We start from the raw sequence: 25,577 nt of genomic DNA on the forward strand, positions 1-25,577 counted from the left end.
CCGGTAATGGAGAACACGTCCTCTACAGGCATTAAGAAGGGCTTATCTACAGCACGTTCAGGATCAGGAATGTAAGCGTCTACATTGTCCATCAGCTGCCAAACCTTGCCGCACCATTCACATTCTCTGGTACCGCAACCGCACTCTAAGGCTTTTAGGCCAGAGCCAGCTACGATAGGAGTGTCATCGCCGGGGAACTCATAGTAGCTTAACAGTTCACGAACTTCCATGTCTACCAGTTCCAGAAGTTCTTCATCATCAACCATGTCAGACTTGTTCAGGAATACTACGATGTAAGGTACGCCAACCTGACGGGACAACAGAATATGCTCACGGGTTTGTGGCATGGGGCCGTCAGCAGCGGATACCACAAGAATAGCACCGTCCATCTGAGCTGCACCGGTGATCATGTTTTTAACATAGTCGGCGTGACCAGGGCAGTCAACGTGTGCATAGTGACGCTTTGCAGTTTCATATTCTACGTGGGAAGTATTGATAGTGATACCACGTTCACGTTCTTCGGGAGCATTGTCAATTTCATCATAACGTCTAACGGCTGCACCGCCAGCTTTAGATAAAACAATGGTAATGGCAGCAGTCAGAGTGGTTTTGCCATGGTCAACGTGACCGATGGTTCCAATGTTTACGTGGGTTTTATTACGTTCAAATTTAGCCTTAGCCATGCTATTACTTTCCTCCTTGCACCTTTGGAAAATATCTTATTAATTAACCGTTGCGCTTCGTAATGATTCCTTCTGCAATGTTCTTAGGCACTTCATCATAGTGGTCATGCTGCATTGAGTAAACACCACGCCCCTGGGTTTTAGAACGCAAATCCGTTGCGTAACCAAACATTTCAGCCAAGGGAACAAAGGCAGTTACAATTCTGGCATTACCTCGTTGATCCATTTCATCGATGCGGCCACGGCGGCTGTTAAGGTCGCCAATAACATCACCCATGTATTCTTCCGGAACGGTCACTTCAACCTTGAAGATTGGCTCCAGCAGAACCGGATTAGCCTTTTGGGCACCATTTTTGAAAGCCATCGATCCGGCAATCTTAAAGGCCATCTCGGAAGAGTCTACCTCGTGGTAAGAACCATCATAAATGGTTGCCTTGATGTCAACCATTGGGTAACCCGCCAGAACACCATTTTCCATTGCTTCGCGGATCCCATTATCAACCGGAGCAATGTACTCTCTAGGAACTACACCGCCCACGATCTTATTAACAAATTCGTAGCCAGGTCCGCCTGCTTCCAGGGGTTCCAGTTCAATCCAGACGTGTCCATATTGACCTTTACCACCGGACTGCCGTACAAACTTACCTTCCGCCTTAATCGTCTTGCGAATGGTTTCTTTGTAAGCAACCTGTGGCCGTCCTACATTGGCCTGAACTTTAAATTCACGCAACAGGCGGTCTACAATGATTTCTAAGTGCAGCTCACCCATGCCAGCAATAATGGTCTGACCTGTTTCTTCATCGGTACGGACCTTAAAGGTGGGATCTTCTTCAGACAGTTTGCTTAAAGCCACACCCATTTTATCTTGGTCCGCCTTGGTCTTCGGCTCAATGGCTACATGAATTACTGGATCCGGGAATTCCATGGACTCCAGGATGATTGTTTTTTTCTCATCACAGAGGGTATCACCGGTGGAAGTATCTTTCAAACCAACTGCCGCTGCAATATCACCAGCAAATACCTCGGGAACCTCTTCCCGGTGGTTGGCGTGCATCTGAAGAATACGACCAACACGTTCCTTTTTACCCTTTGTGGAGTTGAAAACATAGGAACCAGACTTCAATGTCCCCGAGTAAACCCGGAAGTAACTCAGTTTGCCTACGTATGGGTCAGTCATGATTTTAAAAGCCAGTGCTGAGAAGGGTTCTTCATCGCTGGAGATCCTTTGATCTTCGGCACCGGTGTCAGGATTAAGACCTTGAATCGCCGGAACATCTGTTGGTGCCGGCAAATAATCTACAATTGCATCCAATAAAGATTGAACGCCTTTATTCTTAAAGGAAGAACCACAAATTACCGGGGTGATTTTAACTGTCAAAGTGGCCTTACGAATGGCCAGTTTAATTTCTTCCTCTGTCAGCTCTTCACCTTCCAGGTATTTCATCATCAGTTCTTCGTCAGATTCAGCCACTGCTTCCAGCATTTTTTCACGGTATTCATCAACTTGATCCACCATGTCTGCGGGAATGTCAGCAACTTCGCTATTTGTGCCCAGGTCATCAAGATAAACGATGGCCTTCTTGGTTACCAGATCCACAATACCTTTAAAGCGATCTTCGCTACCAATAGGTAATTGAATCGCTATTGGGTTAGCCCCCAGACGATTTTTGATCATGTCCATGCCGTTAAAGAAGTCAGCACCAACACGGTCCATTTTGTTAATATAAGCAAGTCTGGGTACACCGTACTTATCAGCCTGTCTCCAAACAGTCTCAGACTGGGGTTCTACCCCACCGACAGAACAAAATACAGCCACTGCACCGTCTAACACCCTTAGCGAACGTTCTACTTCAACAGTAAAATCCACGTGCCCGGGTGTGTCTATAATATTTATACGGTGATTATTCCATTGGGCTGTGGTTGCAGCAGAGGTAATGGTAATCCCACGTTCCTGCTCCTGAACCATCCAGTCCATCGTGGCTGAACCATCATGTGTTTCACCAATCTTGTGAACTTTCCCGGTGTAGAACAAAATACGCTCAGTGGTAGTGGTCTTTCCGGCATCGATATGGGCCATAATGCCAATGTTACGGGTTCTTTCCAAAGGAAACTGTCGAGCCATAAATGCTCCCCCTTACCACCTGTAATGAGCAAATGCTTTGTTGGCCTCAGCCATTTTATGTGTATCTTCACGCTTCTTAACAGTTGCGCCAGTATTGTTAGCTGCATCCATTATTTCAGCAGCCAGTTTTTCAGCCATGGATCTACCAGAACGCTTGCGGGTAAACAAAACCAGCCAGCGAATACCCAGGGTCTGACGACGATCAGCCCTTACCTCAATAGGCACCTGATAGTTGGCACCACCTACACGGCGGGCTTTAACTTCTAATACGGGCATTACATTTTTCATAGCAGCATCAAAAACCTCTAAGGGGCTTTTGCCTGCTTTTTCTTGGATGATTGCAAAGGCGTCATAAATAATCTTTTCAGCAACACCACGTTTACCATCCAACATCATTTGGTTAACAAGCTTCGTTACAACCTTGCTCCCATAAATGGGATCGGGAAGTACATCCCGTTTGGGGATTCCACCTCTTCTTGGCACTAATTCTCCCCCCTTTGCACGATAATTATATTGCAATGTTTAGGTAAGCCTATTTTTTAGGACGTTTAGCCCCATATTTGGAACGGCTGCGGTTACGGTTTTGAACACCGGCAGAATCCAGTGCGCCACGAACAATATGGTAACGCACACCCGGTAAATCCTTAACCCTGCCACCACGCACAAGAACCACGGAGTGTTCCTGCAAATTGTGACCAATGCCTGGGATATAGGATGAAACCTCAATGCCGTTTGTTAGGCGAACACGTGCTACTTTACGCAGGGCAGAGTTAGGTTTCTTAGGGGTTGTGGTATATACCCTGGTGCAAACACCCCTCTTTTGAGGACAATCTTTCAGGGCAGGGGCGGTTGATTTGTAAATAACCTGTTCGCGACCCTTGCGAATAAGCTGGTTAATGGTAGGCATATCTCTCTACACCTCCTCTCGAAGTACTACATATTTAAGTAGTTGCCTTATTGCTCAATAATAGCTGCTATGGCACAGCCCACTTCAATGTTGCAGGCTCTGCCTAAATCCTTCATGCTGTCGGCCTTAACAATTGGTATGTTTTTAGAAGAACAAATCCGAAGGATGGGATCTACCACGTGCAACTCCGCATCAGAAGCCCAATACACTTCCTTTGCCTGAGATTTTTCTACAGCCTTTAATGTCTGTTTAGCCCCTATGGTTTTTTTGCGGGCAGCCTTTAAAGGCTCCAAAGACATGGTATTCCCACCTCCAGTAATAAAACACTTACATATAATATCACTTACAATAACCCGTGTCAATAATTTGTATTTTGGGTTGTTAGAGTCTTATTTTTCCAAGATTAGGTCGAAAGAGTCCGCCGCATCATTGGAAAGAATATTATACTCACTGTCCTTATCAGAAAGCAGTATATCGCTATCTTCATCCTTTGGTTGCAGTTTTTCTTCAAAGACCTCAATATTGCGATACCTTGACATGCCTGTTCCCGCCGGCACCAGCTTACCAATAATAACGTTTTCTTTAAGGCCAAGCAGCGGATCCATTTTACCCTTAATCGCTGCTTCTGTTAGAACCCTCGTGGTTTCTTGGAAGGAAGCGGCAGACAAGAAGGAATCTGTAGCCAGGGAGGCCTTGGTAATGCCTAGCAATACGGGTTTTGCCTCGGCTGGTTCGCCGCCCTTTTCAATGGCCTTGCGATTCTCCTCTTCAAATTCAAAAATATCAATCAGACCACCTGGTAATAGTTCGGTGTCACCGGCTTCTTCAACCTTTACTTTTCTTAACATTTGGCGAATCATAACTTCGATATGTTTGTCGTTAATCTCCACACCCTGTAATCGGTATACTCTCTGTACTTCTTGCAGCAGATAAATCTGGACTCCTGCGGGTCCTTTAATCTTTAATAGATCGTGTGGGTTAACGGAACCCTCGGTTAATTCATCGCCAGCCTCTATACGCTGCCCTTCTCTTACTTTCAATCTGGCGCCGAAGGGAACAGCATAGACATTCTTTTCACCGTTATCCTTGGTAACCTCGATTTCTCTTCTGCCCTTTACCTCACGAACGGCGATAATACCCTCTTCTTCTGACACGATGGCCTGCCCTTTCGGTCGTCTTGCTTCAAATAGTTCCTCAACCCGGGGTAGACCCTGGGTAATGTCGTCACCAGCTACCCCACCGGTGTGGAAAGTACGCATGGTCAATTGTGTGCCGGGTTCGCCAATGGACTGAGCAGCAATAATGCCCACTGCCTCGCCAATATCGATTTTACCACCGGTTGCCAGGTTCTTCCCATAGCAGTGCTTGCATACACCGTAGCGGGTTTTGCAGGAGATAACCGATCGGATCTTTAGCTTTTCTAGGCCTGCCTCTTCAACTCCCAGTGCTTGTTCCGCTGTCAGCACCTCATGATTATCCACTTGTTCCTGGGAGATAATCACTTCACCTGTTTCAGGATGCACCACTGCTTCCATCGGCACCCGACCTTCCAGGCGCTCATGCAGTTTTTCAATACCTTCGGTGCCATCCCTAATTTCCCTTACTTCAATCCCCTCGGTGGTGCCGCAATCATCCTCACGGACAATAACATCCTGGGCCACATCTACCAGGCGTCTGGTTAAGTAACCGGAGTCCGCAGTACGCAAGGCGGTATCTGCAAGACCCTTCCGAGCACCGTGGGTGGAAATAAAGTATTCCAATACGGTTAAGCCTTCACGGAAGTTCGCTTTAATCGGCAGGTCAATGATTCGTCCGGATGGATCTGCCATCAAGCCGCGCATACCGGCAAGCTGACGAATCTGCTGAATATTACCCCGGGCACCGGAGGTTGCCATCATATATACGTTATTAAATTTATCCAAGGTTTCCATCAGGGCCTTGGTTACCTGATCGGTGGCTTCATTCCAAATGGCAATTACCTTACGATAACGCTCATCTTCGGTAATAAGGCCCCGGCGGAATTGCATTTCTATTTTGTTTACCTGATCTTCGGATTTGGCCAGGATATCCTTTTTCGCCTCTGGAATGGTAATATCTGCAACCCCGATGGTAATGCCAGCCCTGGTTGAGAACTTATAGCCTAACTCCTTGATCCCGTCTAACAGCTCTGCGGTGTGGGCATTGCCTAGTAGACGGTAGCAATCTGCAACAATTTTACTAAGGGTCTTTTTATCGCAAACCTTATTAATGTAGCCTAATTCCTCAGGGATAACTTCATTGAAGATGATCCTGCCAACCGTAGTCTGTGTTCTTTCGCCATTTTTCCGGCGAACCCAGACCTTAGCCTGTAAGGAGACTTGTTTATTATCATAGGCCAAGATGGCCTCCTCTTCATCCTTAAAGACCATATTCTCACCTAAATCGCCATCCCTGTCCATGGTTAAATAATAGGAACCTAAAACCATGTCCTGGGTGGGGCTAGCCACGGGCTTGCCATCCTTCGGATTTAGGATGTTGTTGGCAGCCAGCATCAGAAGCCTCGCCTCAGCTTGAGCTTCCGCAGATAAGGGAACGTGTACAGCCATTTGGTCACCGTCAAAGTCCGCGTTGTAGGCGGTACAAACCATGGGGTGAATCTTAATGGCACGCCCCTCCACCAGTACAGGCTCAAAGGCTTGAATTCCTAAGCGGTGCAGGGTTGGGGCACGGTTTAACATCACCGGATGTTCCTTAATAACATCTTCCAGTACATCCCAAACTTCCGGACGTACCCTTTCCACCATACGTTTAGCACTTTTAATATTATGGGCATGGCCGTCATTGACCAGCTTTTTCATCACAAAGGGTTTAAAGAGTTCCAGGGCCATCTCTTTCGGCAGACCGCATTGGTGCATCTTAAGGCGGGGGCCTACCACAATAACGGAACGTCCTGAGTAGTCAACCCTTTTACCCAGAAGGTTTTGCCTGAAGCGACCTTGTTTACCCTTCAACATATCCGAAAGAGATTTCAGCGGGCGATTGCCAGGCCCGGTAACAGGGCGGCCACGACGACCGTTATCAATCAGGGCATCTACCGCCTCTTGAAGCATTCTCTTTTCGTTGCGCACAATAATATCCGGTGCACCTAAATCCAGCAGCCGTTTTAAGCGGTTATTGCGGTTAATTACCCGACGGTAAAGGTCGTTTAGATCGGAGGTCGCAAAACGTCCGCCATCGAGCTGTACCATGGGTCTTAATTCCGGTGGGATTACCGGCACCACATCCATAATCATCCACTCTGGACGGTTGCCTGATTTTTTAAAGGCCTCTACCACTTCCAGGCGTCGTATGGCACGTATTTTCCGTTGGCCGGAAACTTCTTTTAGTTCCTGGCGCAGATCCCTGGCTAATTCCTCCAGGTTAATTTCCTCCAGCAGAACCTTAATGGCTTCTGCCCCCATACCTGCCTTGAAGGTGTGGGCAAACTTATCCCTGTATTCCCGATACTCGGTTTCAGTAAGCAGTTGCTTTTTCAATAAAGGCGTATCGCCTGGCTCCATGACGATATATGAAACAAAATATAAAACCTTTTCCAGTGCCCTTGGTGACATGTCAAGCAGCAAACCCATGCGGCTGGGAATACCCTTGAAGTACCAAATATGGGAGACTGGTGCTGCCAATTCGATATGTCCTAACCTTTCACGGCGAACCTTAGAACGGGTTACTTCAACACCGCATCGATCACAGACAACCCCTTTATAGCGAACGCGCTTGTACTTGCCGCAGTGACATTCCCAATCCCGGGTGGGACCAAAAATACGTTCACAAAACAAACCATCTCTTTCTGGCTTTAAGGTTCGATAGTTGATGGTTTCTGGTTTTTTTACCTCCCCACTGGACCACTGACGAATTTTATCCGGTGAGGCAAGAGCGATACGTATGCTATCAAAGTTATTTAGCTCTAACAAAGGACCTACTCCCCCTTATAGCGGATTTGTTTCAATCGTTTACTTACCGCTTGTTTTAGTCCTCGTCATCCAAACTGAAGTCTTCTTCAGCTTCTTCCAGGAAGGTTTCATCGAATTCATCAGCATCCTCTTCGACTTCCTCCTCTTCCTCAGCATCCTCTTTGGCGGGACTTGCTCGTCTTTCTTCGGGCAATTCGATCCCTAATTCTTTTGCGGTTTCTGTTATGTCTTCTTCAATTTCCTTAATTTCAATTTCTTCTGCATCCTCGGAAAGCACCTTGACATCCAAGCCCAGGGACTGCAATTCCTTGATTAGTACTTTGAAGGATTCCGGTACGCCTGGTTCCGGTACATTTTCGCCCTTAACAATGGCCTCATAGGTCTTAACACGACCTACAACATCATCGGACTTGACCGTAAGAATTTCTTGCAGCGTATAGGCTGCGCCATAAGCTTCCAATGCCCACACTTCCATCTCCCCGAAACGTTGTCCCCCAAACTGTGCTTTACCACCCAAGGGTTGTTGGGTAACCAGGGAGTAAGGACCTGTGGACCGAGCGTGGATTTTATCATCTACCAGGTGGTGCAGTTTTATCATATAGATGTAGCCAACCGTAACCCTACTGTCAAAGGGTTCACCTGTTCTGCCGTCATAGAGAACGGTCTTGCCATCCTCTGGCAACTCCGCTCGTTTTAGAGATTCCCATATAGAATCCTCAGAGGCTCCGTTAAATACCGGGGTTGCCACATTAAATCCTAACATTTTAGCTGCCCAACCAAGGTGGGTTTCTAAAACCTGACCAATGTTCATACGGGATGGTACACCCAGTGGATTCAGGACGATTTCTACCGGTGTACCGTCCGCCATAAAGGGCATATCCTCTTCGGGCAGAATCCGAGCCACTACCCCTTTGTTACCATGGCGGCCAGCCATTTTATCCCCTTCGGAGATCTTTCTCTTCTGGGCAATATAGACTCTTACTAAATGATTGACTCCCGGCGGCAGCTCATCGCCATTTTCACGGGAAAACACCTTGACATCAACGATTTTCCCAGCTTCTCCGTGGGGGACTCTGAGGGAAGTATCCCTTACCTCTCTGGCTTTCTCACCAAAGATAGCCCTAAGCAGTCGTTCCTCAGCAGTTAGTTCCGTTTCACCCTTCGGTGTTACTTTGCCTACCAAGATATCACCAGGTCTTACCTCGGCACCAACCCGAATAATACCCCTTTCATCCAGGTCCTTTAAAATATCTTCACCTACGTTGGGAATATCACGGGTTATTTCCTCAGGGCCTAGTTTTGTATCTCTGGCATCACATTCATATTCTTCTATGTGGATCGAAGTAAAGTAATCTTCTTTTACTGCCTTTTCGCTGATTAGAATAGCATCCTCATAGTTGTTGCCTTCCCAGGTCATAAAGGCCACTAAGATATTTCTACCCAGTGCCAACTCGCCTTTTTCAGTGGCAGGGCCATCCGCTAGTATTTGTCCGGCCTCTACCTTCTCTCCCTTACTTACGATCGGTTTTTGGTTTATGCAGGTGCCTTGGTTGGAACGGGTGAACTTTAACAACTTATACGTATCATTGCGTCCCTCGTCGTTTCTTACTACCACTTCGTTGGCGGTGACTTTCACGATCTCGCCAGCTTTTTCAGCAACGATGCATACACCCGAGTCCTTGGCGGCTCTGTGCTCGATACCTGTACCTACCACAGGAGCCTGACAGCGCAGCAGGGGTACAGCCTGACGCTGCATGTTTGCACCCATTAGAGCACGGTTCGCATCATCATGCTCCAGAAAGGGAATTAAGGAAGTCGCAACAGAGAATACTTGCTTAGGAGAAACATCCATAAAGTCGATCCGATCTGTAGGTACCAGGATCGTTTCATGGCCCCTACGGGCATTCGCCCTTCCCTCAATAAAGTAACCATTATCATCCAAGGGAGCGTTAGCCTGGGCTATGATATGCCCTTCTTCTTCATCCGCCGTTAAATATACGATCTCATCGGTAACACGCTTGTGTTCCTTATCCACTTTTCTATAGGGGGCTTCCATAAAGCCAAAACTATTAATTCTAGCGTAGGTAGAAAGTGATCCGATTAAGCCGATGTTAGGACCCTCTGGGGTTTCAATGGGACACATCCGGCCATAGTGAGAGTGGTGCACGTCACGCACTTCGAAGCCCGCACGTTCCCGGGACAAACCACCGGGTCCCAGGGCTGACAAACGTCTTTTATGGGTTAATTCAGCCAATGGGTTGGTTTGGTCCATAAATTGGGAAAGCTGGCTTGACCCAAAAAATTCTTTAATAGAGGCTACCACTGGGCGGATATTAATTAGAACCTGTGGTGTAATCACGTCCACATCCTGAATGGTCATCCTTTCCCGCACAACACGCTCCATACGAGACAAGCCAATCCGGAATTGGTTTTGTAATAATTCGCCTACGGAACGTAACCGACGGTTGCCCAAATGGTCAATATCGTCAACGATTCCTTCCCCACTCATAAGCCCTATTAGGTAACGGAAGGTGGCTATGATATCTTCCTTGGTTAATTCACGGATAAAGGTCCGCTCCACCGGAACTTCCTTGTTTAATAAGCGATCCCATTCCTTGGGACCGTCCTCTCCGTTGGGATAACGATATAGTATTCCGTGCTTTAATTTCTTTTGTAGTTTGTAGCGCCCAACATGTGCAAGGTCATATCGTTTGGGATCAAAGAATAAAGTATTTAATAACGATCTTGCGCTTTCTACGGTAGGTGGTTCTCCGGGTCTTAGGCGTTTATAGATTTCAACTAAAGCCTCTTCTTCCGTATCCGTATTGTCACGGGTTAAGGTCTCTTGTACATATTTGTCATTTTCAAAGAGTTCCATAATCAAGGCATTGGAACTATAGCCCAAAGCCCGAATCAAAACGGTTGCCGGAATTTTACGGGTACGGTCAATACGTACGAAAATATGGTCATTCACGTCCGTTTCTAATTCTAACCATGCCCCTCGGTTCGGAATCACGGTGGAAGTAAACAATCTTTTGCCGCTGGGGTCAATTTGGTCTGCAAAATACACCCCCGGGGAACGTACTAACTGGCTTACTATAACACGTTCCGCACCGTTAATAATAAAGGTGCCCTTGGTAGTCATTAAAGGAAAATCTCCCATAAAGACTTCCTGTTCTTTAACTTCCCCAGTTTCCTTATTAATCAGGCGAACCTTTACTCTTAATGGAGCAGCATAGGTTACGTCACGTTCCTTGCACTCTTCCACTGAGTATTTTGGTTCTCCCAGAGTGTAGTCCAAGAATTCCAGAATAAGATTTCCCGTAAAATCTTGAATGGGAGAGATGTCATGAAAAACTTCCCTTAGACCTTCCTGGAGAAACCATTCGTAAGAATTTCTTTGTACTTCGATAAGGTTGGGCAAATCCAGCACTTCTTGAAGCTTGCCGTAGTTCCACCTTACCCTGTTTCCTACTTTTTCCGGGTAAGCCATCGAACACATCACACCCCTTAAATATTTAGCCTAAACAAAATATAGATATTTAAAAACTTTGACTGTTTTATCAAAGTGAAAACCTTTGCTTGTGTCTGAGGGAAACTATAGACAACGAAAAGCAAGGTCTTGCTTTTTTTAACAATACCTCGCCTTATGCATTATAGTCCCTATCTATTTTATTTTGGCCCTTTATGCAGGAAAATATGCACAATTTTTGCCACCTAATCTAAAAATTATATAACAAAACCATAGAATGACATTTTGTAATGTTAGCACAGGTAGTTTTGTTTGTCAAGTCGATTTTTTCGGTAAGTTGTCGTCAGCCAATATTTTAGCTATTCTTGATATACATTCTTGCTCATGTAGTTAAACACATGAAATTTTTAGACCCTCGCAGCAAAGCTAACAGCTAAAAGCAAAAACACCACCAACTAATGGCGGTGTTTTTGCATTCCTATTAATAAAGAGATTTCACGTAATTATTATTTAACGTCAACTGCAGCGCCAGCTTCAACGAGCTTAGCTTTGATCGCTTCAGCTTCTTCTTTAGCGACTTTCTCTTTAACAGGCTTAGGAGCACCATCAACCAATTCTTTGGCTTCTTTCAGACCAAGACTGGTGATTTCGCGAACAACTTTAATAACGTTGATCTTCTTGTCGCCTGCACTGGTCAGAATTACATCAAATTCAGTTTGTTCTTCTTCAGCAGCAGCAGCACCAGCAGCAGGAGCAGCGGCAACAGCTACAGGAGCAGCGGCGGATACGCCAAATTCTTCTTCAAAAGCTTTAACTAATTCAGCCAGTTCCAAAACGGTTAGGCCTTTAACGATTTCTAATACTTCAGCTACTTTAGACATATTAATAAGTAACCTCCTCAAGGTTTAAATAATATTTTTAGTAATCATTGGTTTATTATGCTTGAGCTTCTTTTTGTTGACGCACCTGATCCACTACATAGACCAGATTACGCAGGTTGGCAGCAAGAACGCCGGCAAAGCCGTACATAGGTGCTTGCATACCGCCCAGTACCTTGGCCAACAGAACCTCTCTGGATGGCAGGTCAGCCAATGCTTTAACGCCATTAGCATCAATTACTTTTCCTTCCAGAATACCAGCCTTAATCTCAACCCCTTGCTTAATCTCCTTGGCAAAATCGCTAAGGATTTTAGCAGGAGACACAGGATCCTCTATACCAAAGGCAAATACAGTGGGACCTTCAAGATAAGGGTCCAAGCCCTCGATACCAATTTCTTTAGCTGCGATACCAGCAATCGTGTTTTTAGCAACTTTCATTTCACTGCCAGCTTTGCGCATACGTGCACGCAAATCTGTGATTTTAGCCACTGGTACACCGCGAAAATCAGCCAAAATAGTAACCTGTGCAGAGGACATTTTTTCTTTAACTTCCTCTAGCATCACTGCCTTTTGAGCTTTTGTGGTCGGCAAGAGATACACCTCCTTCCGATGAATATATAAAAAAACAAATGCGGGGTTTCGTGTAGACACACCGAAATCCCCGCAATCTTATCTAAGCTTGCAGCAAAGACCGGCCTCGGTTGGCAAAATTAAGTCCAGTGGACACCAACTGTCTACGACTAGTTTATCTTCAGTTGTATTTACGGGCTCCTAGAGTTTGTTCGGGTTAATCCGCACCCCAGGTCCCATGGTGGAAGACACAGTAATGGTCTTCATATAAGTACCTTTGGCTGAAGCCGGCTTAATACGAACCAAGGTATCTGCCAAAGTTTTAAAGTTCTCAACAAGTTTCTCGGAATCAAAAGATACTTTACCAATAGGAGCATGAATAATACCGATTTTATCTGTACGGTAGGTAATCTTACCACCCTTGGCATCCCTTACTGCATCCGCTACCTCAAAGGTAACAGTGCCGGTTTTGGGGTTAGGCATCAAGCCACGGGGACCTAATACACGACCCAGGCGGCCAACGGTACCCATCATATCAGGAGTGGCGATGGCAACATCAAAGCCGAGCCAACCACCTTGAATTTTTTCCACTAGGTCTTCAGCACCAACAAAATCTGCACCTGCAGCTTCAGCCTCTTTGACCTTGTCACCTTTAGCAAAAACTAGGACAGTTTTAGTTTTACCAGTACCATGGGGTAACACTACAGCACCCCTCAGTTGCTGGTCAGCGTGGCGGGGGTCAACCCCTAGACGGAACGCAACTTCTACTGTTTCATCAAACTTTGCCTTAGCTGTCTTTTTAACTAATTCAACAGCCTCAAGGGGTTCGTAAAGAGCATTTTCATCATACATCTTTCTTACTTCCTGAAGCTTCTTGCCTTCCTTCGGCATATGAACTACCTCCTTTGTGGTACTAGCGGACTACATCCTCCCACCGGATGAAGTTTATCCTTCTACAATTTCAATGCCCATACTACGGGCAGTTCCTTCTACCATACGCATAGCAGCTTCTATACTGGCAGCGTTTAGATCAGGCATCTTTAATTCGGCAATTTCTCTAACCTTAGAACGGTCAAGTTTGCCCACTTTGTTCTTGTTAGGTTCACCAGAAGCGGTCTCAATACCTAAAGCCTTCTTCAGCAACACTGCTGCAGGAGGAGTTTTAGTAATAAAGGTAAAGGACCGGTCTTCGTATACTGTAATTTCAACCGGAATAATTAAGCCTGCTTGAGCAGCAGTTACTTCATTATATTGTTTAACAAACCCCATGATATTAACCCCGTGCTGACCTAAAGCAGGTCCAACTGGGGGTGCTGGGGTGGCTTTACCGGCCGGAATTTGCAATTTAATAATGGCAGCTACCTTTTTGGCCATTTCCAGTCCACCTCCTTACAACCTAAAGTCTTATTCCAATTTCTGAATTTGTGCGAAATCTAGTTCGATGGGAGTTTCACGTCCAAACATGGATACCATTACTTTAACTTTACCCTTGTCAGGGTAAATTTCTTCTATCACACCAACAAAGTTTTCAAAGGGTCCATCAGTTACCCTGATGTTTTCACCAAGGTTTATATTTATTTTGGCCTTTGGTTCCTCCATCCCCATTTGCTTAATAATTGCCTTCGCTTCATCTTCATTTAGAGGAATGGGTTTGGAACCAGAGCCGACAAATCCCGTAACACCCGGTGTGTTGCGAACAACATACCAAGAGTCATCGGTCATAATCATCTCAACCAATACATAGCCCGGGAAAACTTTTTTCTTAGAGATTTTTTTCTTGCCATTTTTAATTTCTACTTCATCTTCCATTGGCACTAGAATACGAAAGATTTTATCTTCCATATTCATTGATTCTATTCGCCTCTCCAAGTTGGCCTTAACCTTGTTCTCATACCCGGAGTAAGTATGCACAACATACCACTGTTTACTCATTAACAGAAGGAACCCCTTTTCCTTTAGGGTTCCCCACCCCCTCGCTTGACATTTAGGATATTATGGCCGAAACGCCTAAGCTGAGAAGCGAATCCAGCATCCAAATTACCACAGCAACCACAGCCACAGAAGCAAGTACTACGCCAGTATAGGTTATAGCTTCCTTACGGGTGGGCCAATGTACCTTTTTTAGTTCATTCTGAACCCCGCGCAGAAATTTGCTTGCGCTGCCAGCCCGATCCGAAACGGAAGACTTTTGTGCCTTTGCCGGTTCTTTTTTAGCTACGGACTTTACAGCATCCTTGGGGACCGCACCCTTCTTATTCTCGGCCCCGCTGGCTTCCTTGATTGCCGTTGTTTCTTTGGCAGCGCTTGCCTTTTTTTGTTCCTTCTTTTGCACAGCCATTGAAAAACGCCACATCCTCATTTTTGTTTTCACCAGAAGTGCCTTGAATAAGGCCCCATATGTAATGCGGTTGATTACAACCTCCGGGGCTAAAACTTGAACTATCTGGTTTCTTTGTGAACGGTGTGTGTGTGACACCACTTGCAATATTTTTTAAGTTCAATCCGGTTAGGATCGTTCTTTTTATTCTTGTCAGTGGTGTAGTTGCGCCGTTTACATTCGGTGCAAGCCAGAGTTACGCCTACTCGCACTGTTGCCACCTCCCTAAAACGAAAAAAGACTTGGACCGATATTGTCTAGTGTTATCTAGTAATATGCGTGTCTAGTAATATACCTTAACAAATTTAACACAAAGTATTGTTGGATGTCAATAGTTATCCGCGCTAACCCATAGTAGTATTTTGCCACATTTGCTGGATTTATATACCACATTTTTCAGCCGTCAGCCCTCAACCATCAGCCTGCAGCTTTTCGTTGTGTTAACTGTTAGTATTGCATCCTTAATGGCCCTGGGCCTTGCCGGCATCTTCTTTGACCGATAGCCCAATGCAAAAGCTAACAGCTAATGGCTAAAGGCTAAAAAGGGGGAGTAGGATCAACCCACTCCCCTTAGGGAACCTTTGCATTATTCGCGGATACCCGTTACTACACCGGCGCCTACGGTACGGCCACCTTCACGGATCGCGAAGCGCAGACCTTCTTCAATGGCGATGGGGGTAATCAGGTCGACATCTACTTTAATGTTGTCACCAGGCATTACCATTTCTACGCCTTCGGGTAGTTCTACGATACCGGTAACGTCCGTGGTACGGAAGTAGAACTGGGGACGATAGCCATTAAAGAAAGGAGTATGACGGCCGCCTTCTTCTTTGGTCAGAACGTATACTTCGGCACTGTATTTGGTGTGGGGTTTAATGCTGCCCGGCTTAGCCAATACTTGACCCCGTTCAATTTCTTTACGGTCTACACCACGCAGCAGGGCACCAATGTTGTCACCAGCTTGGGCATAGTCCAACAGTTTGCGGAACATTTCTACCCCAGTGCACACGGTCTTACGGGGTTTCTCGTTCAGACCAACAATTTCAACCTCATCTTGTACCTTTACTTGACCACGCTCTACACGTCCGGTAGCAACCGTACCACGGCCGGTAATGGAGAACACGTCCTCTACAGGCATTAAGAAGGGCTTATCTACAGCACGTTCAGGATCAGGAATGTAAGCGTCTACATTGTCCATCAGCTGCCAAACCTTGCCGCACCATTCACATTCTCTGGTACCGCAACCGCACTCTAAGGCTTTTAGGCCAGAGCCAGCTACGATAGGAGTGTCATCGCCGGGGAACTCATAGTAGCTTAACAGTTCACGAACTTCCATGTCTACCAGTTCCAGAAGTTCTTCATCATCAACCATGTCAGACTTGTTCAGGAATACTACGATGTAAGGTACGCCAACCTGACGGGACAACAGAATATGCTCACGGGTTTGTGGCATGGGGCCGTCAGCAGCGGATACCACAAGAATAGCACCGTCCATCTGAGCTGCACCGGTGATCATGTTTTTAACATAGTCGGCGTGACCAGGGCAGTCAACGTGTGCATAGTGACGCTTTGCAGTTTCATATTCTACGTGGGAAGTATTGATAGTGATACCACGTTCACGTTCTTCGGGAGCATTGTCGATTTCATCATAACGTCTAACGGCTGCACCGCCAGCTTTAGACAAAACAATGGTAATGGCAGCAGTCAGAGTGGTTTTGCCATGGTCAACGTGACCGATGGTTCCAATGTTTACGTGGGTTTTATTACGTTCAAATTTAGCCTTAGCCATGCTTAAAATTCTCCTCCTCCATTGTTAGGCATTTAGCAGAGATTTATTCCATCTCTAAAGTTATTTCCAAAATTATGCTCTTTTTATACCCTCAATTAGAAGTCCTAGACAAACCATTGTAAACCATTAGCAAAATTCGATAACAATCACAAAAATCCTTCTTTTTATTTATTAAAAAAGAAAAAAGCCAGTCCAATGACTAGCTTGCGTTGTTGGTAGCGGTGACTGGATTTGAACCAGTGACACCACGGGTATGAACCGTGTGCTCTGACCACCTGAGCTACACCGCCATATTCTTTTGGAGCTGCTAACCGGAATTGAACCGGTGACCTTATCCTTACCAAGGATACGCTCTACCTACTGAGCTATAGCAGCATGTTGGTTGCGGGAGGAGGACTTGAACCTCCGACCTTCGGGTTATGAGCCCGACGAGCTACCAACTGCTCTATCCCGCGTCAGCATTGACTAGCTTACCACAAACAAATCCTTTGTGCAAGAAAAACTTGCTTAGTAAATAAATGGTGGAGGGAGAAGGATTCGAACCTTCGAAGTCGTCTGACGGCAGATTTACAGTCTGCTCCCTTTGGCCGCTCGGGAACCCCTCCAGGTTTTCAATTTGGAGCCGACGATGGGACTCGAACCCGCAACCTGCTGATTACAAGTCAGCTGCTCTACCAATTGAGCTACGTCGGCACCGAACATTGATTATGATAACAGATGTATTCTGTCATGTCAACACTTTGAAAGCTGTAATCGATGGAAATTTTAGATGTTTTTAACTATATTTTTTTCTGATTATTTGAAGGTAAATCGGATGTCGTGTAGAATTTTATCACATGTAGAGGATGGCTGGTTAAAGATCTCGTTTCTCTAAATATCTCTCAAGCTTGCGCTTAACCCTCTGGAGTGCGTTGTCAATGGACTTAACATGACGATTCAAGTCCTCCGCAATCTCTTGATAGGATTTCCCTTCAAGATAGGACATAAGCACTTTCCATTCGAGGGAGCTCAGTATTTCTCCCATTTTCTCTTCAATGTCATCGAACTCTTCTCTACTGATAATTAGTTCCTCGGGGTCGGTAATTTTAGACCCGGATATCACATCCAATAGTGTTCGATCAGAATCCTCATCATAAATGGGCTTATTCAGAGAAACATAGGAATTCAGTGGAATATGTTTTTGTCTGGTGGCAGTCTTTATGGCGGTAATAATCTGCCTGGTAATACATAATTCCGCAAAGGCACGAAATGACGATAGTTTGTCCATTCTAAAGTCACGAATTGCTTTATAAAGACCAATCATGCCTTCCTGAATAATATCTTCTCTATCGGCCCCGATAAGGAAATATGAGCGGGCTTTTGCACGCACAAAGTTTTTATATTTGTTAATCAAGAACTCCAGCGCTGCGTCGTCGCCTTCACGCGCAAACTCAACTACATCCTCATCTACCATGATATGATATCCGCCGGAAACTTCTCTTTGTGCATTAGGATTCAAAACTATCGCCCCCGTCTTCTCATCTCTAGGAAAGCATAAAAACAGAAAAAAGCAATCAGAATAGCCCTGCAAAACGAAAACCTGGGGTCTGATTTACCAGTCCTTAGTTAGTTAGTTAGCCCTTTTAAGTTACATGACTAATTATAGCTTATCCCAAAAAGAATCGTCAAGGTAAAATAAATCCAATCCCTGTGGACTTTAGTCCTTTCTGCGCCGCCATTTTTCGAATATCACTCGGATATCTGCGGGAAGCTTGTCTTCCAGATATCCCTCCGTTGGATTGGTTTTGTTAAATTTCTCTTGCCCCTGCTTATTTGCCTTCATTACCTGACTTCTAAACTCCTTTGGCGTTACCCGGTAAGCACCTCTGCCAAAAATAATTTTTTGTTCATCCCAATCAGAGGTAACTACATGCACATTTCCCATTTTACCTAGATCCCCAACGATTCTCTCAATTAGAGCATCTGCCGTTTCACCTTCCTGGGTATAATAAACTTCTATGCCATGGACTATTTCATGGTGCCCAACCCCACTCTTTACCAGGTGAGCATCGAAAACCACTGTTATTGAATTGCCATCAAACCCGGCAAAATTCGCTAGGATATTTATTAATTTATCTCGACTGTGTTCTAAGCCTTTTTCAAGCATCTTCTCAAATTCTGGCCAGGCGTAAATAATATTGTATCCGTCCACCACATAAAATTCTCGCATGGACTAATCTACCCTCTCTGGCGTACCACCTCATATATAAGTAATGCGGCTGCCACAGAGGCATTAAGTGACCCCACACGACCCGCCATCGGCAAACGCACTAACATATCGCATCGTTCCTTGATTAACCTGCCCAGACCTTTTCCTTCTCCCCCAATAACGAGGAGTAACGGCCCCGTTAATTTTGCTTCCCAATGTATCTCTGACCCAGCCATATCTGCACCAACCACCCAAAGGCCTTCATCCTTAAGCTGCCGAATGGTTTGATCCAAATTGGTAACCCTGGCCACCGGAACATATTCCACCGCACCTGCAGAGGCCTTTGCTACCGTAGCCGTCAGAGCCACTGATCTTCTTTGGGGAATAATTACGCCATGGGCACCTGCAGCATCCGCCGTTCGGATGATCGCCCCTAGATTATGTGGATCATTCATTTCGTCCAGCATAATGATAAAGGGATCTTGCCCCTTGGCCCTAGCAATCGCCAAAATCTCCTCAAACTCCACATATTCCTTAGCCGCTGTGTAAGCAAGCACTCCCTGATGTGGTACTCCTGGGTTCATTTTGTCCAGGTGTTCCCGCTCCACCAGTTGGATGGGAATGTTATTTACCTTTGCCAGCTTGGTAATCTCAGCCAGTGGACCGCCGCCGGCTCCTTTGGTCATAACTATTTTATTAATGGGCCGCCCAGCACGGAGAGCTTCCCGCACCGGATTTCTGCCGGCAATAATTTCATTCATGCTAATGCCTCCACTATTTAGAAGTGAGATGTGAGAAGTTGGATGTTAGAATATAAAAGATGACAAAAAATTTCATCCTCTGCTGGTGCCGCTGACGGCATGGTAAGCTATCAAAGCGTGCTTTTTAGCCAAAGGGTCAGAACCACTCCACCAAATGCAGCAAGCAGACCCAATTTAAGAAGTATTTTCTTACGGGCCACTACACCAATAACACCCAAGGTCATTGCAATAACCCAAAGGGCTAGAATAATATAAGGGCTTACCAATTAAATTCACGCTCCTTATTAATCTACCCCGTATTTTTTACGAACCTCCGCCCTTTTACCACAACTTAATTTTCCTTCAGGACAAGGTCCCGTGAGGCATTCGGGGCCGGCAGCAGCAAATAACTGCGGGGCAACTTTCCTAACCAGGTTGAGCATTTCTTCAGCCAGTTTCCGAATCTCCCACTGGGCCCTTTGGCAACAGCGAAGATTAAAAAAGTGTCTCAATTCCCTGGCATTCATGGTGACAATAATTTTTGTCTCTGCGGCATTGGGCAAAACAAACCTGGCATCTTCATAGGCCCCTCGGCCACCTCCCAGTTTCTCTACCCACTGGTCATACCAGACTTGAATTTGGGCCATCTGCTTTTCAAATTCTGCCACTGCCCCCGGCCCCAAGGCCAAAATGGTTTCAGGAACAACATAATCAAAGGTTCCTTGATGATGTTGCCGGGTTTCACCAACATAACGTTGGGATTGCACGCTAAAGCTAGCGATTCGATGTCTGGTTATCTGGGCCAACAGACTCCGGGACACTCCCTCCATACCAAAGGTAAAGCTAACATGTTCGATGGTGCTGTAATGACCCATATCCATCAGTTTTTTTATAAAGGACTGTTGATCTGTGACCGATACATCTTCAATCAGACCATCGATATTGGCCGGCGAATAACATAATCTAGCTGCCATGGCCACAACCTTTTCTGGATTGGGGGTATGTTCCAACAGCCGTACTTTTAATGATACTTTACCCACTCGTCTTCCCTCTTCCAGTTTTTCTTTACATGAAGTAGAAAATGAATACTTCGTGTCCTCCTGAGCTAGCGAAGGATCTTGGATCTAACCTTCCAATGCGGCAAGATCCTTCGCTACCGCTTAGGCTGACATAGCGGATGGCTTAATACCAAGCCTACGGTTCATGGCCATTTTTCAGGGTAGGCCAAGCTAACTTATTGATCTTCTATGGCCCCAATGGCTGTTTTAATAAGCTCAAGAACCCGACTCTGCCGATCTTGCAAATAAAGATAACCAATCAGTGCTTCCAGGGCTGTGGCGTGTCTATATTCCATTAGGTCCGCGTTTTTCGGTAAAGTGGCCGATTTGGCATTTCTGCCTCTTCTGACCACCGCGATCTCTTCTTCGGTTAAGTTTCCTTCCAGTGTATGCAAGGCCTTTGCCTGTGCCCCGGCCCGTACATAACGCACAGCCATTTTATGAAGTTGATTAACCTTAACTGCTCCCTGGCTCAATAGGTATTGACGAATAACCAATTCATAAACAGCATCGCCTATATAGGCCAAAGCAAGACTCGGTAATTGTTCTGGGTTGGTTTTTTTATTTGGCAAAAAGTTGTCCTTAAACAAGCCTACCCCTGCTTTTTCCATCGAACTCCCTGAGGGGTATCCTCCAGTACAATCCCTAACCCCTTTAAGCCATCTCGGATGGCATCGGCCGTAGCCCAATCTTTTTTAGCCCGGGCATCTCGCCTGATTTTTATGATCAGTTGAATTAACCCTTCTGTTAAGGTATCGTCCGTCTGGTTCCCTTCCAGAATAAGTCTGCCTGTCATTTTATCTTCTTTTAAGATCCCCAGTACACTGTTAAATTCTTTAACCAAGGCATGCGCCTGGTCTAAAAACTCTTTGGCTTCTGGTGTTAATTTACCATTGAGCTTGCTAAGATAGATGTTAATATCCTTTGCTAATTCAAAGAAAACAGAAATAGCCAGGGCGGTATTAAAATCATCGTCCATCGCTTTTTCAAATTCCAGTTTATGCGTCTGGATTTTTTCAATTACGTCTTCTGCCTGGGTATCTATCCCTTCATTGATCGGCAAATCCATAACCTCATAGAGCAGGCGTATGGCCGTTTTGATACGTTCCAATCCTTTACCGGCCATGACTAGTTTTTCATCGTCAAAATCTAAAGGACTGCGGTAATGGGTGGAAAGTAGATACCACCTGACAACATCAGCTGGAAATTTATCAAGTATTTCTCTAACCAAAAAGAAATTGCCCAGGGATTTAGACATCTTTTCCTGATTTACGGTAATAAAACCATTGTGCATCCAATACCGGGCAAAGGGTTTTTGGCAAGCGGCTTCCGATTGAGCAATTTCATTTTCGTGGTGAGGGAAAATCAGATCAAAACCTCCACCATGAATATCAAACCCATTTCCTAAATATTTTTCTGCCATGGCAGAGCATTCAATATGCCAACCAGGGCGTCCAGCCCCCCAAGGACTATCCCAACTGGGTTCACCTGGTTTGGCAGCTTTCCAAAGGGCAAAATCCATCGGGTCCTTTTTGCGTGGGTCCACCTCTACCCTGGCTCCTGCCTGCATATCCTCTAATGTACGACCCGATAATTTACCATACCCTGCAAAGCTGCGTACAGCAAAGTATACATCGCCGTCAACAGCATAGGCATGCCCCTGTTGCTGGATTTTTTTAATGAGGTCAATAATTTCTGTTATGTGTTCGGATACCTTAGGGTGTGTATCAGCCCGCAAAACATTTAAGGCATCGGCATCAACAAAATATTCCCGAACATATTTCTCTGCTAATTCCAGGGGGTCCGTCTTCTCTTCGTGGGCTCGGTTGATAATTTTATCGTCTACATCGGTGAAGTTTTGAACATAATTTACTTTATAGCCTTTATAAATGAAATATCTTCTGGCTGTATCAAAGAATACCAGCGGGCGAGCATTGCCAAGGTGAATAAAGTTATAGGTTGTTGGCCCACAAACGTACATACTAACTTGCCCTTTATCCCGTGGAACAAATTCTTCCTTGGCCCGGGTCAGTGTATTATAAACTTGCATCCGATTCCTTAGCCCCCTCCGTTTGTTTTTTTATACCTTACAGCATTCCTGCTCTATTTTCTTTAGTTTGCTTTCTAGTCGTTCAATATCTGACTGCATTTGACCTAACAGATCGGCAATCGGGTCTGGTAATTGGTCGTGCCGTAAATCCGGGACATACTCTTCATCAATCTTATGACCATCAAGAATCACAATCCGTCCCGGCACCCCCACCACCGTACAGTTAGAAGGAACCGGCTTTAATACCACTGATCCCGCGCCTATATTGACATTGTCTCCTACTTTAAAGGAGCCTAACACCTTGGCGCCGGAACTAATGACCACATTGTTGCCAACGGTGGGGTGGCGTTTGCCCTTTTCCTTCCCTGTTCCTCCCAGGGTTACACCTTGATAAATGGTAACGTTATCGCCTATTTCTGCAGTCTCTCCAATAACAACCCCGGAGCCATGGTCAATAAAAAGCCCTTCACCAATCTTTGCCCCAGGGTGAATTTCTATACCTGTTATAAATCTAGATATCTGCGATAAAATTCTGGCTACAAGAAAAAGCTTTTTCTTATATAACGCATGGGCAACCCTATGGAGTAAAATCGCATGAAGGCCGGGGTAACAAAGTAGCACCTCAATCACACTTTTGGCTGCAGGGTCACGCTCGAATACTGCATTAATTTCTTTTTTTAACCGGCCGAACAAAGCAAATCCTCCTTTAAATCCTTTTGCCTATACTATTCTGTTTATCTTGTAAGTTCCCCATCTTTATTTTATTGCTGCCTCCAGCCTAGCCAGTGTTTTGGCCTTGCCGATAACAGGAATAATTTGATGGAGTTCTGGACCATGGGTTCGCCCTGTTATGGCTACACGCAGGGGCTGGAAAATGAACTTACCCTTCAGGCCGCTTTGCTTGCCAACGGCCTTGATCATAGCCTTGACGGATTCCTCTGTCAGTTCCTCTGCTGCAGCAAATAACGCATGGGCCGTTTTCATGACCACGGACATTTGCTCCCAGGTTTGCACCTGCTTGGCGTCTTCCTCCAGCACCTCTACCTGGTCACGGAAGAAAATATCCACGTGTTGGGTAATTTCCTGCATATAGGAAATGTAGTTTCTGGCAATGGCAACAACTTGCTCCAGCCAAGCTATTCTTTCCTGGCTCAGGTTTTCCTCCAAATAGCCTGCTTCCTGCAGGAAAGGAATGGCCAACTTGGTAAGTCGACCGACCGGTGCCTGACGAATATAGTGACCGTTTAACCAGTTAAGTTTATCAATATCGAAGACAGCGGGGTTTTTAGCCACCTTTTCCAGGGTAAACTGCTCTTTAATTTCTTCCAATGTGAAAATTTCCTCTTCGCCGCCCGGGGACCAGCCCAACAAGGCCAAGAAGTTCACTAAGGCTTCCGGTAGATAACCGAGGTTCTGGTATTGCTCAATGGAGGTGGCACCGTGGCGTTTACTCATTTTACTCCGGTCTTTGCCAAGGATTAAGGATATGTGAGCAAAATCCGGTTTTTGCCAACCCAGGGCATCATAAATTAGTATTTGCCTGGGGGTATTGGAGAGGTGTTCCTCTGCCCTGACCACATGGCTAATGTTCATATCATGATCATCCACAACCACAGCAAAGTTGTAGGTAGGGATATTATCCGATTTCATAATAATAAAGTCGCCGATACCATTGCTTTCAAATTCAACTTGACCACGGACATAGTCATGAATGGTTATTATTTGATTTTCGGGGACTCTAAATCGAAGAACGGGCGGTCGACCCGCCGCTTCAAATTTTGCTTTATCCTCTGGGCTTAAACTGCGGCATTTACCCAAATAACGAGGCAGCTCACCCTTTTCCATGAGGGCTTCTCTCTCTGCGGCAAGTTCTTCTTCGCTGCAGTAACAATCGTATGCATGGCCAGTTGCCACAAGTTCTTTAGCTAGTTTGCGGTAAACCTCAAGACGTTCGGTCTGACGGTAGGGTTCATTGGGGCCTCCTACTTCGATCCCCTCATCCCAGTCGATACCCAACCAACGCAAGGCATCTAATATATTTTTTTCAGACTCTCTGGATGATCTCTCTATATCTGTGTCTTCAATTCGCACCAAAAACTTTCCACCATGATGGCGGGCATAAAGCCAGTTAAAAAGTGCTGATCTAGCACCCCCAATATGTAAAGGCCCCGTTGGACTTGGGGCAAACCTTACCCGTACCGACAAAGAGACTTCCCCCTTTTAACTGTATGATTTAGTTGATCTCTAGATGGATATTATATCACCTTTACGTAAGGGCACACAACTTTTTGCAACATTACTATTTTTTGTCGGCAAATCTTGTGGAACTTTTTATCCCATTTTATCATAAGATTAATTACGGGCTTGTGATTTTTTTTTCATGTTTCAGCAGGGTTTTGCTGAACAACGGAGAAATTATAGTGTAGTTTATTTGTATTTGCAGGAGGTATGTATTTATGCCAACTCCTAGACTCGCTGACTTAATTGATGAATATAACGAGATTAAGGGTCACATTGGTTTCCGCCCCGATTATAAAAAGTTAATAGACCGGAATCTGGAGAGAATCGTATTCTGTGATAAAACCATCGGCAAGTCACATTTCTCTCTTATTCGCAACGAGGACTTTGAGATTATTTTCACTCACCGTGTGGGCAAAAAGACGCATGAAGCTCGGCTTGATTTAAACAACTTTGATTCGATTGGGCATATGAACCTCCTGTTGGATTGGGGGCCTGATTATTGTGAGCTTCGTTGGGATTATTCGAATGATTGCTGCATTCGATAGTAATGGCTA

The 25,577-nt window shown here is 45.4% G+C and carries 25 protein-coding genes, 5 tRNA genes and 1 other annotated feature; of the genes, 1 reads left to right on the top strand and 29 read right to left on the bottom strand.

All coding sequences use genetic code 11. The annotated features are described in order from the left end of the window. The 29 genes from V6C11_RS18305 to gltX all read right to left on the bottom strand — a co-directional run. The coding region (locus V6C11_RS18305) for a GTP-binding protein (RefSeq protein WP_333532653.1) at positions 1 to 683 on the bottom strand (683 nt) is incomplete at its 3' end. Positions 684 to 726: 43 nt separating this feature from the next. Further along, entirely contained in the window at positions 727 to 2,805 is a 2,079-nt protein-coding gene (gene fusA / locus V6C11_RS18310; protein ID WP_333532654.1) for an elongation factor G, read from the bottom strand. 12 nt (positions 2,806 to 2,817) lie between these two features. Next, positions 2,818 to 3,288 (bottom strand): 30S ribosomal protein S7, encoded by a 471-nt coding sequence (gene rpsG, locus V6C11_RS18315; RefSeq protein WP_333532655.1) that lies wholly within the window; start codon positions 3,286 to 3,288, stop codon positions 2,818 to 2,820. A gap of 49 nt (positions 3,289 to 3,337) precedes the next feature. After that, positions 3,338 to 3,712, bottom strand: a complete 375-nt coding sequence (gene rpsL / locus V6C11_RS18320) for a 30S ribosomal protein S12 (protein ID WP_333532656.1) — start codon at positions 3,710 to 3,712, stop codon at positions 3,338 to 3,340. A gap of 47 nt (positions 3,713 to 3,759) precedes the next feature. After that, the gene (locus V6C11_RS18325; protein WP_333532657.1) at positions 3,760 to 4,011 is read right to left on the bottom strand and encodes a ribosomal L7Ae/L30e/S12e/Gadd45 family protein; all 252 of its coding nucleotides are present in this window, start codon (positions 4,009 to 4,011) and stop codon (positions 3,760 to 3,762) included. Positions 4,012 to 4,101: 90 nt separating this feature from the next. Next, a complete protein-coding gene (rpoC, locus tag V6C11_RS18330; RefSeq protein WP_333532658.1) occupies positions 4,102 to 7,659 on the bottom strand; it encodes a DNA-directed RNA polymerase subunit beta' in 3,558 nt (1,185 codons plus the stop codon). A 55-nt stretch (positions 7,660 to 7,714) separates the two neighbouring features. After that, entirely contained in the window at positions 7,715 to 11,161 is a 3,447-nt protein-coding gene (gene rpoB, locus V6C11_RS18335; RefSeq protein ID WP_333532659.1) for a DNA-directed RNA polymerase subunit beta, read from the bottom strand. 476 nt (positions 11,162 to 11,637) lie between these two features. Then, on the bottom strand, positions 11,638 to 12,012 hold the full coding sequence (rplL, locus tag V6C11_RS18340; protein WP_333532660.1) for a 50S ribosomal protein L7/L12: 375 nt from the start codon (positions 12,010 to 12,012) through the stop codon (positions 11,638 to 11,640). A 55-nt stretch (positions 12,013 to 12,067) separates the two neighbouring features. After that, entirely contained in the window at positions 12,068 to 12,601 is a 534-nt protein-coding gene (gene rplJ, locus V6C11_RS18345) for a 50S ribosomal protein L10 (RefSeq protein WP_333532661.1), read from the bottom strand. A gap of 24 nt (positions 12,602 to 12,625) precedes the next feature. Next, positions 12,626 to 12,768 (bottom strand) — a sequence feature (ribosomal protein L10 leader region). Positions 12,769 to 12,781: 13 nt separating this feature from the next. Next, positions 12,782 to 13,471, bottom strand: a complete 690-nt coding sequence (gene rplA / locus V6C11_RS18350; RefSeq protein ID WP_333532662.1) for a 50S ribosomal protein L1 — start codon at positions 13,469 to 13,471, stop codon at positions 12,782 to 12,784. Between the two features lie 54 nt (positions 13,472 to 13,525). Continuing rightward, entirely contained in the window at positions 13,526 to 13,954 is a 429-nt protein-coding gene (gene rplK, locus V6C11_RS18355; RefSeq protein ID WP_333532663.1) for a 50S ribosomal protein L11, read from the bottom strand. A 30-nt stretch (positions 13,955 to 13,984) separates the two neighbouring features. Beyond that, on the bottom strand, positions 13,985 to 14,512 hold the full coding sequence (nusG, locus tag V6C11_RS18360) for a transcription termination/antitermination protein NusG (protein ID WP_333532664.1): 528 nt from the start codon (positions 14,510 to 14,512) through the stop codon (positions 13,985 to 13,987). A 52-nt stretch (positions 14,513 to 14,564) separates the two neighbouring features. After that, the gene (gene secE / locus V6C11_RS18365; RefSeq protein ID WP_333532665.1) at positions 14,565 to 14,939 is read right to left on the bottom strand and encodes a preprotein translocase subunit SecE; all 375 of its coding nucleotides are present in this window, start codon (positions 14,937 to 14,939) and stop codon (positions 14,565 to 14,567) included. A gap of 80 nt (positions 14,940 to 15,019) precedes the next feature. Further along, positions 15,020 to 15,169, bottom strand: a complete 150-nt coding sequence (gene rpmG / locus V6C11_RS18370; RefSeq protein WP_333532667.1) for a 50S ribosomal protein L33 — start codon at positions 15,167 to 15,169, stop codon at positions 15,020 to 15,022. Between the two features lie 374 nt (positions 15,170 to 15,543). Next, positions 15,544 to 16,746: an elongation factor Tu gene (gene tuf / locus V6C11_RS18375; RefSeq protein WP_333532668.1), complete on the bottom strand. Its 1,203-nt coding sequence runs from the start codon at positions 16,744 to 16,746 to the stop codon at positions 15,544 to 15,546. Between the two features lie 213 nt (positions 16,747 to 16,959). After that, positions 16,960 to 17,036 (bottom strand) — tRNA-Met (locus V6C11_RS18380). 9 nt (positions 17,037 to 17,045) lie between these two features. Then, a tRNA-Thr gene (locus V6C11_RS18385) sits at positions 17,046 to 17,121 on the bottom strand. 4 nt (positions 17,122 to 17,125) lie between these two features. Then, positions 17,126 to 17,201: transfer RNA gene (locus tag V6C11_RS18390), tRNA-Met, on the bottom strand. A gap of 64 nt (positions 17,202 to 17,265) precedes the next feature. After that, a tRNA-Tyr gene (locus V6C11_RS18395) sits at positions 17,266 to 17,351 on the bottom strand. Between the two features lie 12 nt (positions 17,352 to 17,363). Next, a tRNA-Thr gene (locus V6C11_RS18400) sits at positions 17,364 to 17,439 on the bottom strand. 160 nt (positions 17,440 to 17,599) lie between these two features. Next, complete coding sequence (sigH, locus tag V6C11_RS18405; protein ID WP_333532669.1) at positions 17,600 to 18,244, bottom strand: RNA polymerase sporulation sigma factor SigH; 645 nt, start codon at positions 18,242 to 18,244, stop codon at positions 17,600 to 17,602. Between the two features lie 198 nt (positions 18,245 to 18,442). Beyond that, a complete protein-coding gene (locus V6C11_RS18410; RefSeq protein ID WP_333532670.1) occupies positions 18,443 to 18,955 on the bottom strand; it encodes an NYN domain-containing protein in 513 nt (170 codons plus the stop codon). A gap of 8 nt (positions 18,956 to 18,963) precedes the next feature. Beyond that, complete coding sequence (rlmB, locus tag V6C11_RS18415; RefSeq protein ID WP_333532671.1) at positions 18,964 to 19,695, bottom strand: 23S rRNA (guanosine(2251)-2'-O)-methyltransferase RlmB; 732 nt, start codon at positions 19,693 to 19,695, stop codon at positions 18,964 to 18,966. 110 nt (positions 19,696 to 19,805) lie between these two features. Then, on the bottom strand, positions 19,806 to 19,961 hold the full coding sequence (locus V6C11_RS18420; protein WP_333532672.1) for a DNA repair protein: 156 nt from the start codon (positions 19,959 to 19,961) through the stop codon (positions 19,806 to 19,808). A gap of 18 nt (positions 19,962 to 19,979) precedes the next feature. Further along, positions 19,980 to 20,714: an FAD-dependent thymidylate synthase gene (thyX, locus tag V6C11_RS18425; protein ID WP_333532673.1), complete on the bottom strand. Its 735-nt coding sequence runs from the start codon at positions 20,712 to 20,714 to the stop codon at positions 19,980 to 19,982. Between the two features lie 194 nt (positions 20,715 to 20,908). Continuing rightward, positions 20,909 to 21,343 (bottom strand): Mini-ribonuclease 3, encoded by a 435-nt coding sequence (locus V6C11_RS18430; protein WP_333532674.1) that lies wholly within the window; start codon positions 21,341 to 21,343, stop codon positions 20,909 to 20,911. Then, positions 21,325 to 22,782 (bottom strand): cysteine--tRNA ligase, encoded by a 1,458-nt coding sequence (gene cysS / locus V6C11_RS18435; protein WP_333532675.1) that lies wholly within the window; start codon positions 22,780 to 22,782, stop codon positions 21,325 to 21,327. The genes V6C11_RS18430 and cysS overlap by 19 nt, the downstream gene beginning before the upstream one ends. A gap of 30 nt (positions 22,783 to 22,812) precedes the next feature. Further along, positions 22,813 to 23,475, bottom strand: a complete 663-nt coding sequence (gene cysE / locus V6C11_RS18440) for a serine O-acetyltransferase (protein ID WP_333532676.1) — start codon at positions 23,473 to 23,475, stop codon at positions 22,813 to 22,815. A gap of 63 nt (positions 23,476 to 23,538) precedes the next feature. Beyond that, a complete protein-coding gene (gene gltX, locus V6C11_RS18445; protein ID WP_333532677.1) occupies positions 23,539 to 24,987 on the bottom strand; it encodes a glutamate--tRNA ligase in 1,449 nt (482 codons plus the stop codon). A gap of 251 nt (positions 24,988 to 25,238) precedes the next feature. On the opposite strand from gltX, the gene V6C11_RS18450 reads away from it, so the two are divergent. Then, on the top strand, positions 25,239 to 25,568 hold the full coding sequence (locus V6C11_RS18450) for a hypothetical protein (RefSeq protein WP_333532678.1): 330 nt from the start codon (positions 25,239 to 25,241) through the stop codon (positions 25,566 to 25,568). Positions 25,569 to 25,577: the final 9 nt, after the last annotated feature.

Origin of the sequence: Desulfotomaculum sp. 1211_IL3151, from assembly GCF_036763075.1 — a bacterium.
Classification (GTDB): domain Bacteria; phylum Bacillota; class Desulfotomaculia; order Desulfotomaculales; family Desulfotomaculaceae; genus Desulfotomaculum.

Coding starts and splice junctions, on each gene's coding strand:
- secE (WP_333532665.1), bottom strand. CDS start 14,939: ATGAGGATGTGGCGTTTTTCAATGGCTGTGCAAAAGAAGGAACAAAAA.
- fusA (WP_333532654.1), bottom strand. CDS start 2,805: ATGGCTCGACAGTTTCCTTTGGAAAGAACCCGTAACATTGGCATTATG.
- V6C11_RS18430 (WP_333532674.1), bottom strand. CDS start 21,343: ATGGAAAAAGCAGGGGTAGGCTTGTTTAAGGACAACTTTTTGCCAAAT.
- rpoB (WP_333532659.1), bottom strand. CDS start 11,161: ATGTGTTCGATGGCTTACCCGGAAAAAGTAGGAAACAGGGTAAGGTGG.
- rplA (WP_333532662.1), bottom strand. CDS start 13,471: ATGCCGAAGGAAGGCAAGAAGCTTCAGGAAGTAAGAAAGATGTATGAT.
- rpsL (WP_333532656.1), bottom strand. CDS start 3,712: ATGCCTACCATTAACCAGCTTATTCGCAAGGGTCGCGAACAGGTTATT.
- rplL (WP_333532660.1), bottom strand. CDS start 12,012: ATGTCTAAAGTAGCTGAAGTATTAGAAATCGTTAAAGGCCTAACCGTT.
- V6C11_RS18450 (WP_333532678.1), top strand. CDS start 25,239: ATGCCAACTCCTAGACTCGCTGACTTAATTGATGAATATAACGAGATT.
- V6C11_RS18410 (WP_333532670.1), bottom strand. CDS start 18,955: ATGCGAGAATTTTATGTGGTGGACGGATACAATATTATTTACGCCTGG.
- tuf (WP_333532668.1), bottom strand. CDS start 16,746: ATGGCTAAGGCTAAATTTGAACGTAATAAAACCCACGTAAACATTGGA.
- cysS (WP_333532675.1), bottom strand. CDS start 22,782: ATGCAAGTTTATAATACACTGACCCGGGCCAAGGAAGAATTTGTTCCA.
- V6C11_RS18325 (WP_333532657.1), bottom strand. CDS start 4,011: ATGTCTTTGGAGCCTTTAAAGGCTGCCCGCAAAAAAACCATAGGGGCT.
- rlmB (WP_333532671.1), bottom strand. CDS start 19,695: ATGAATGAAATTATTGCCGGCAGAAATCCGGTGCGGGAAGCTCTCCGT.
- nusG (WP_333532664.1), bottom strand. CDS start 14,512: ATGAGTAAACAGTGGTATGTTGTGCATACTTACTCCGGGTATGAGAAC.
- rplK (WP_333532663.1), bottom strand. CDS start 13,954: ATGGCCAAAAAGGTAGCTGCCATTATTAAATTGCAAATTCCGGCCGGT.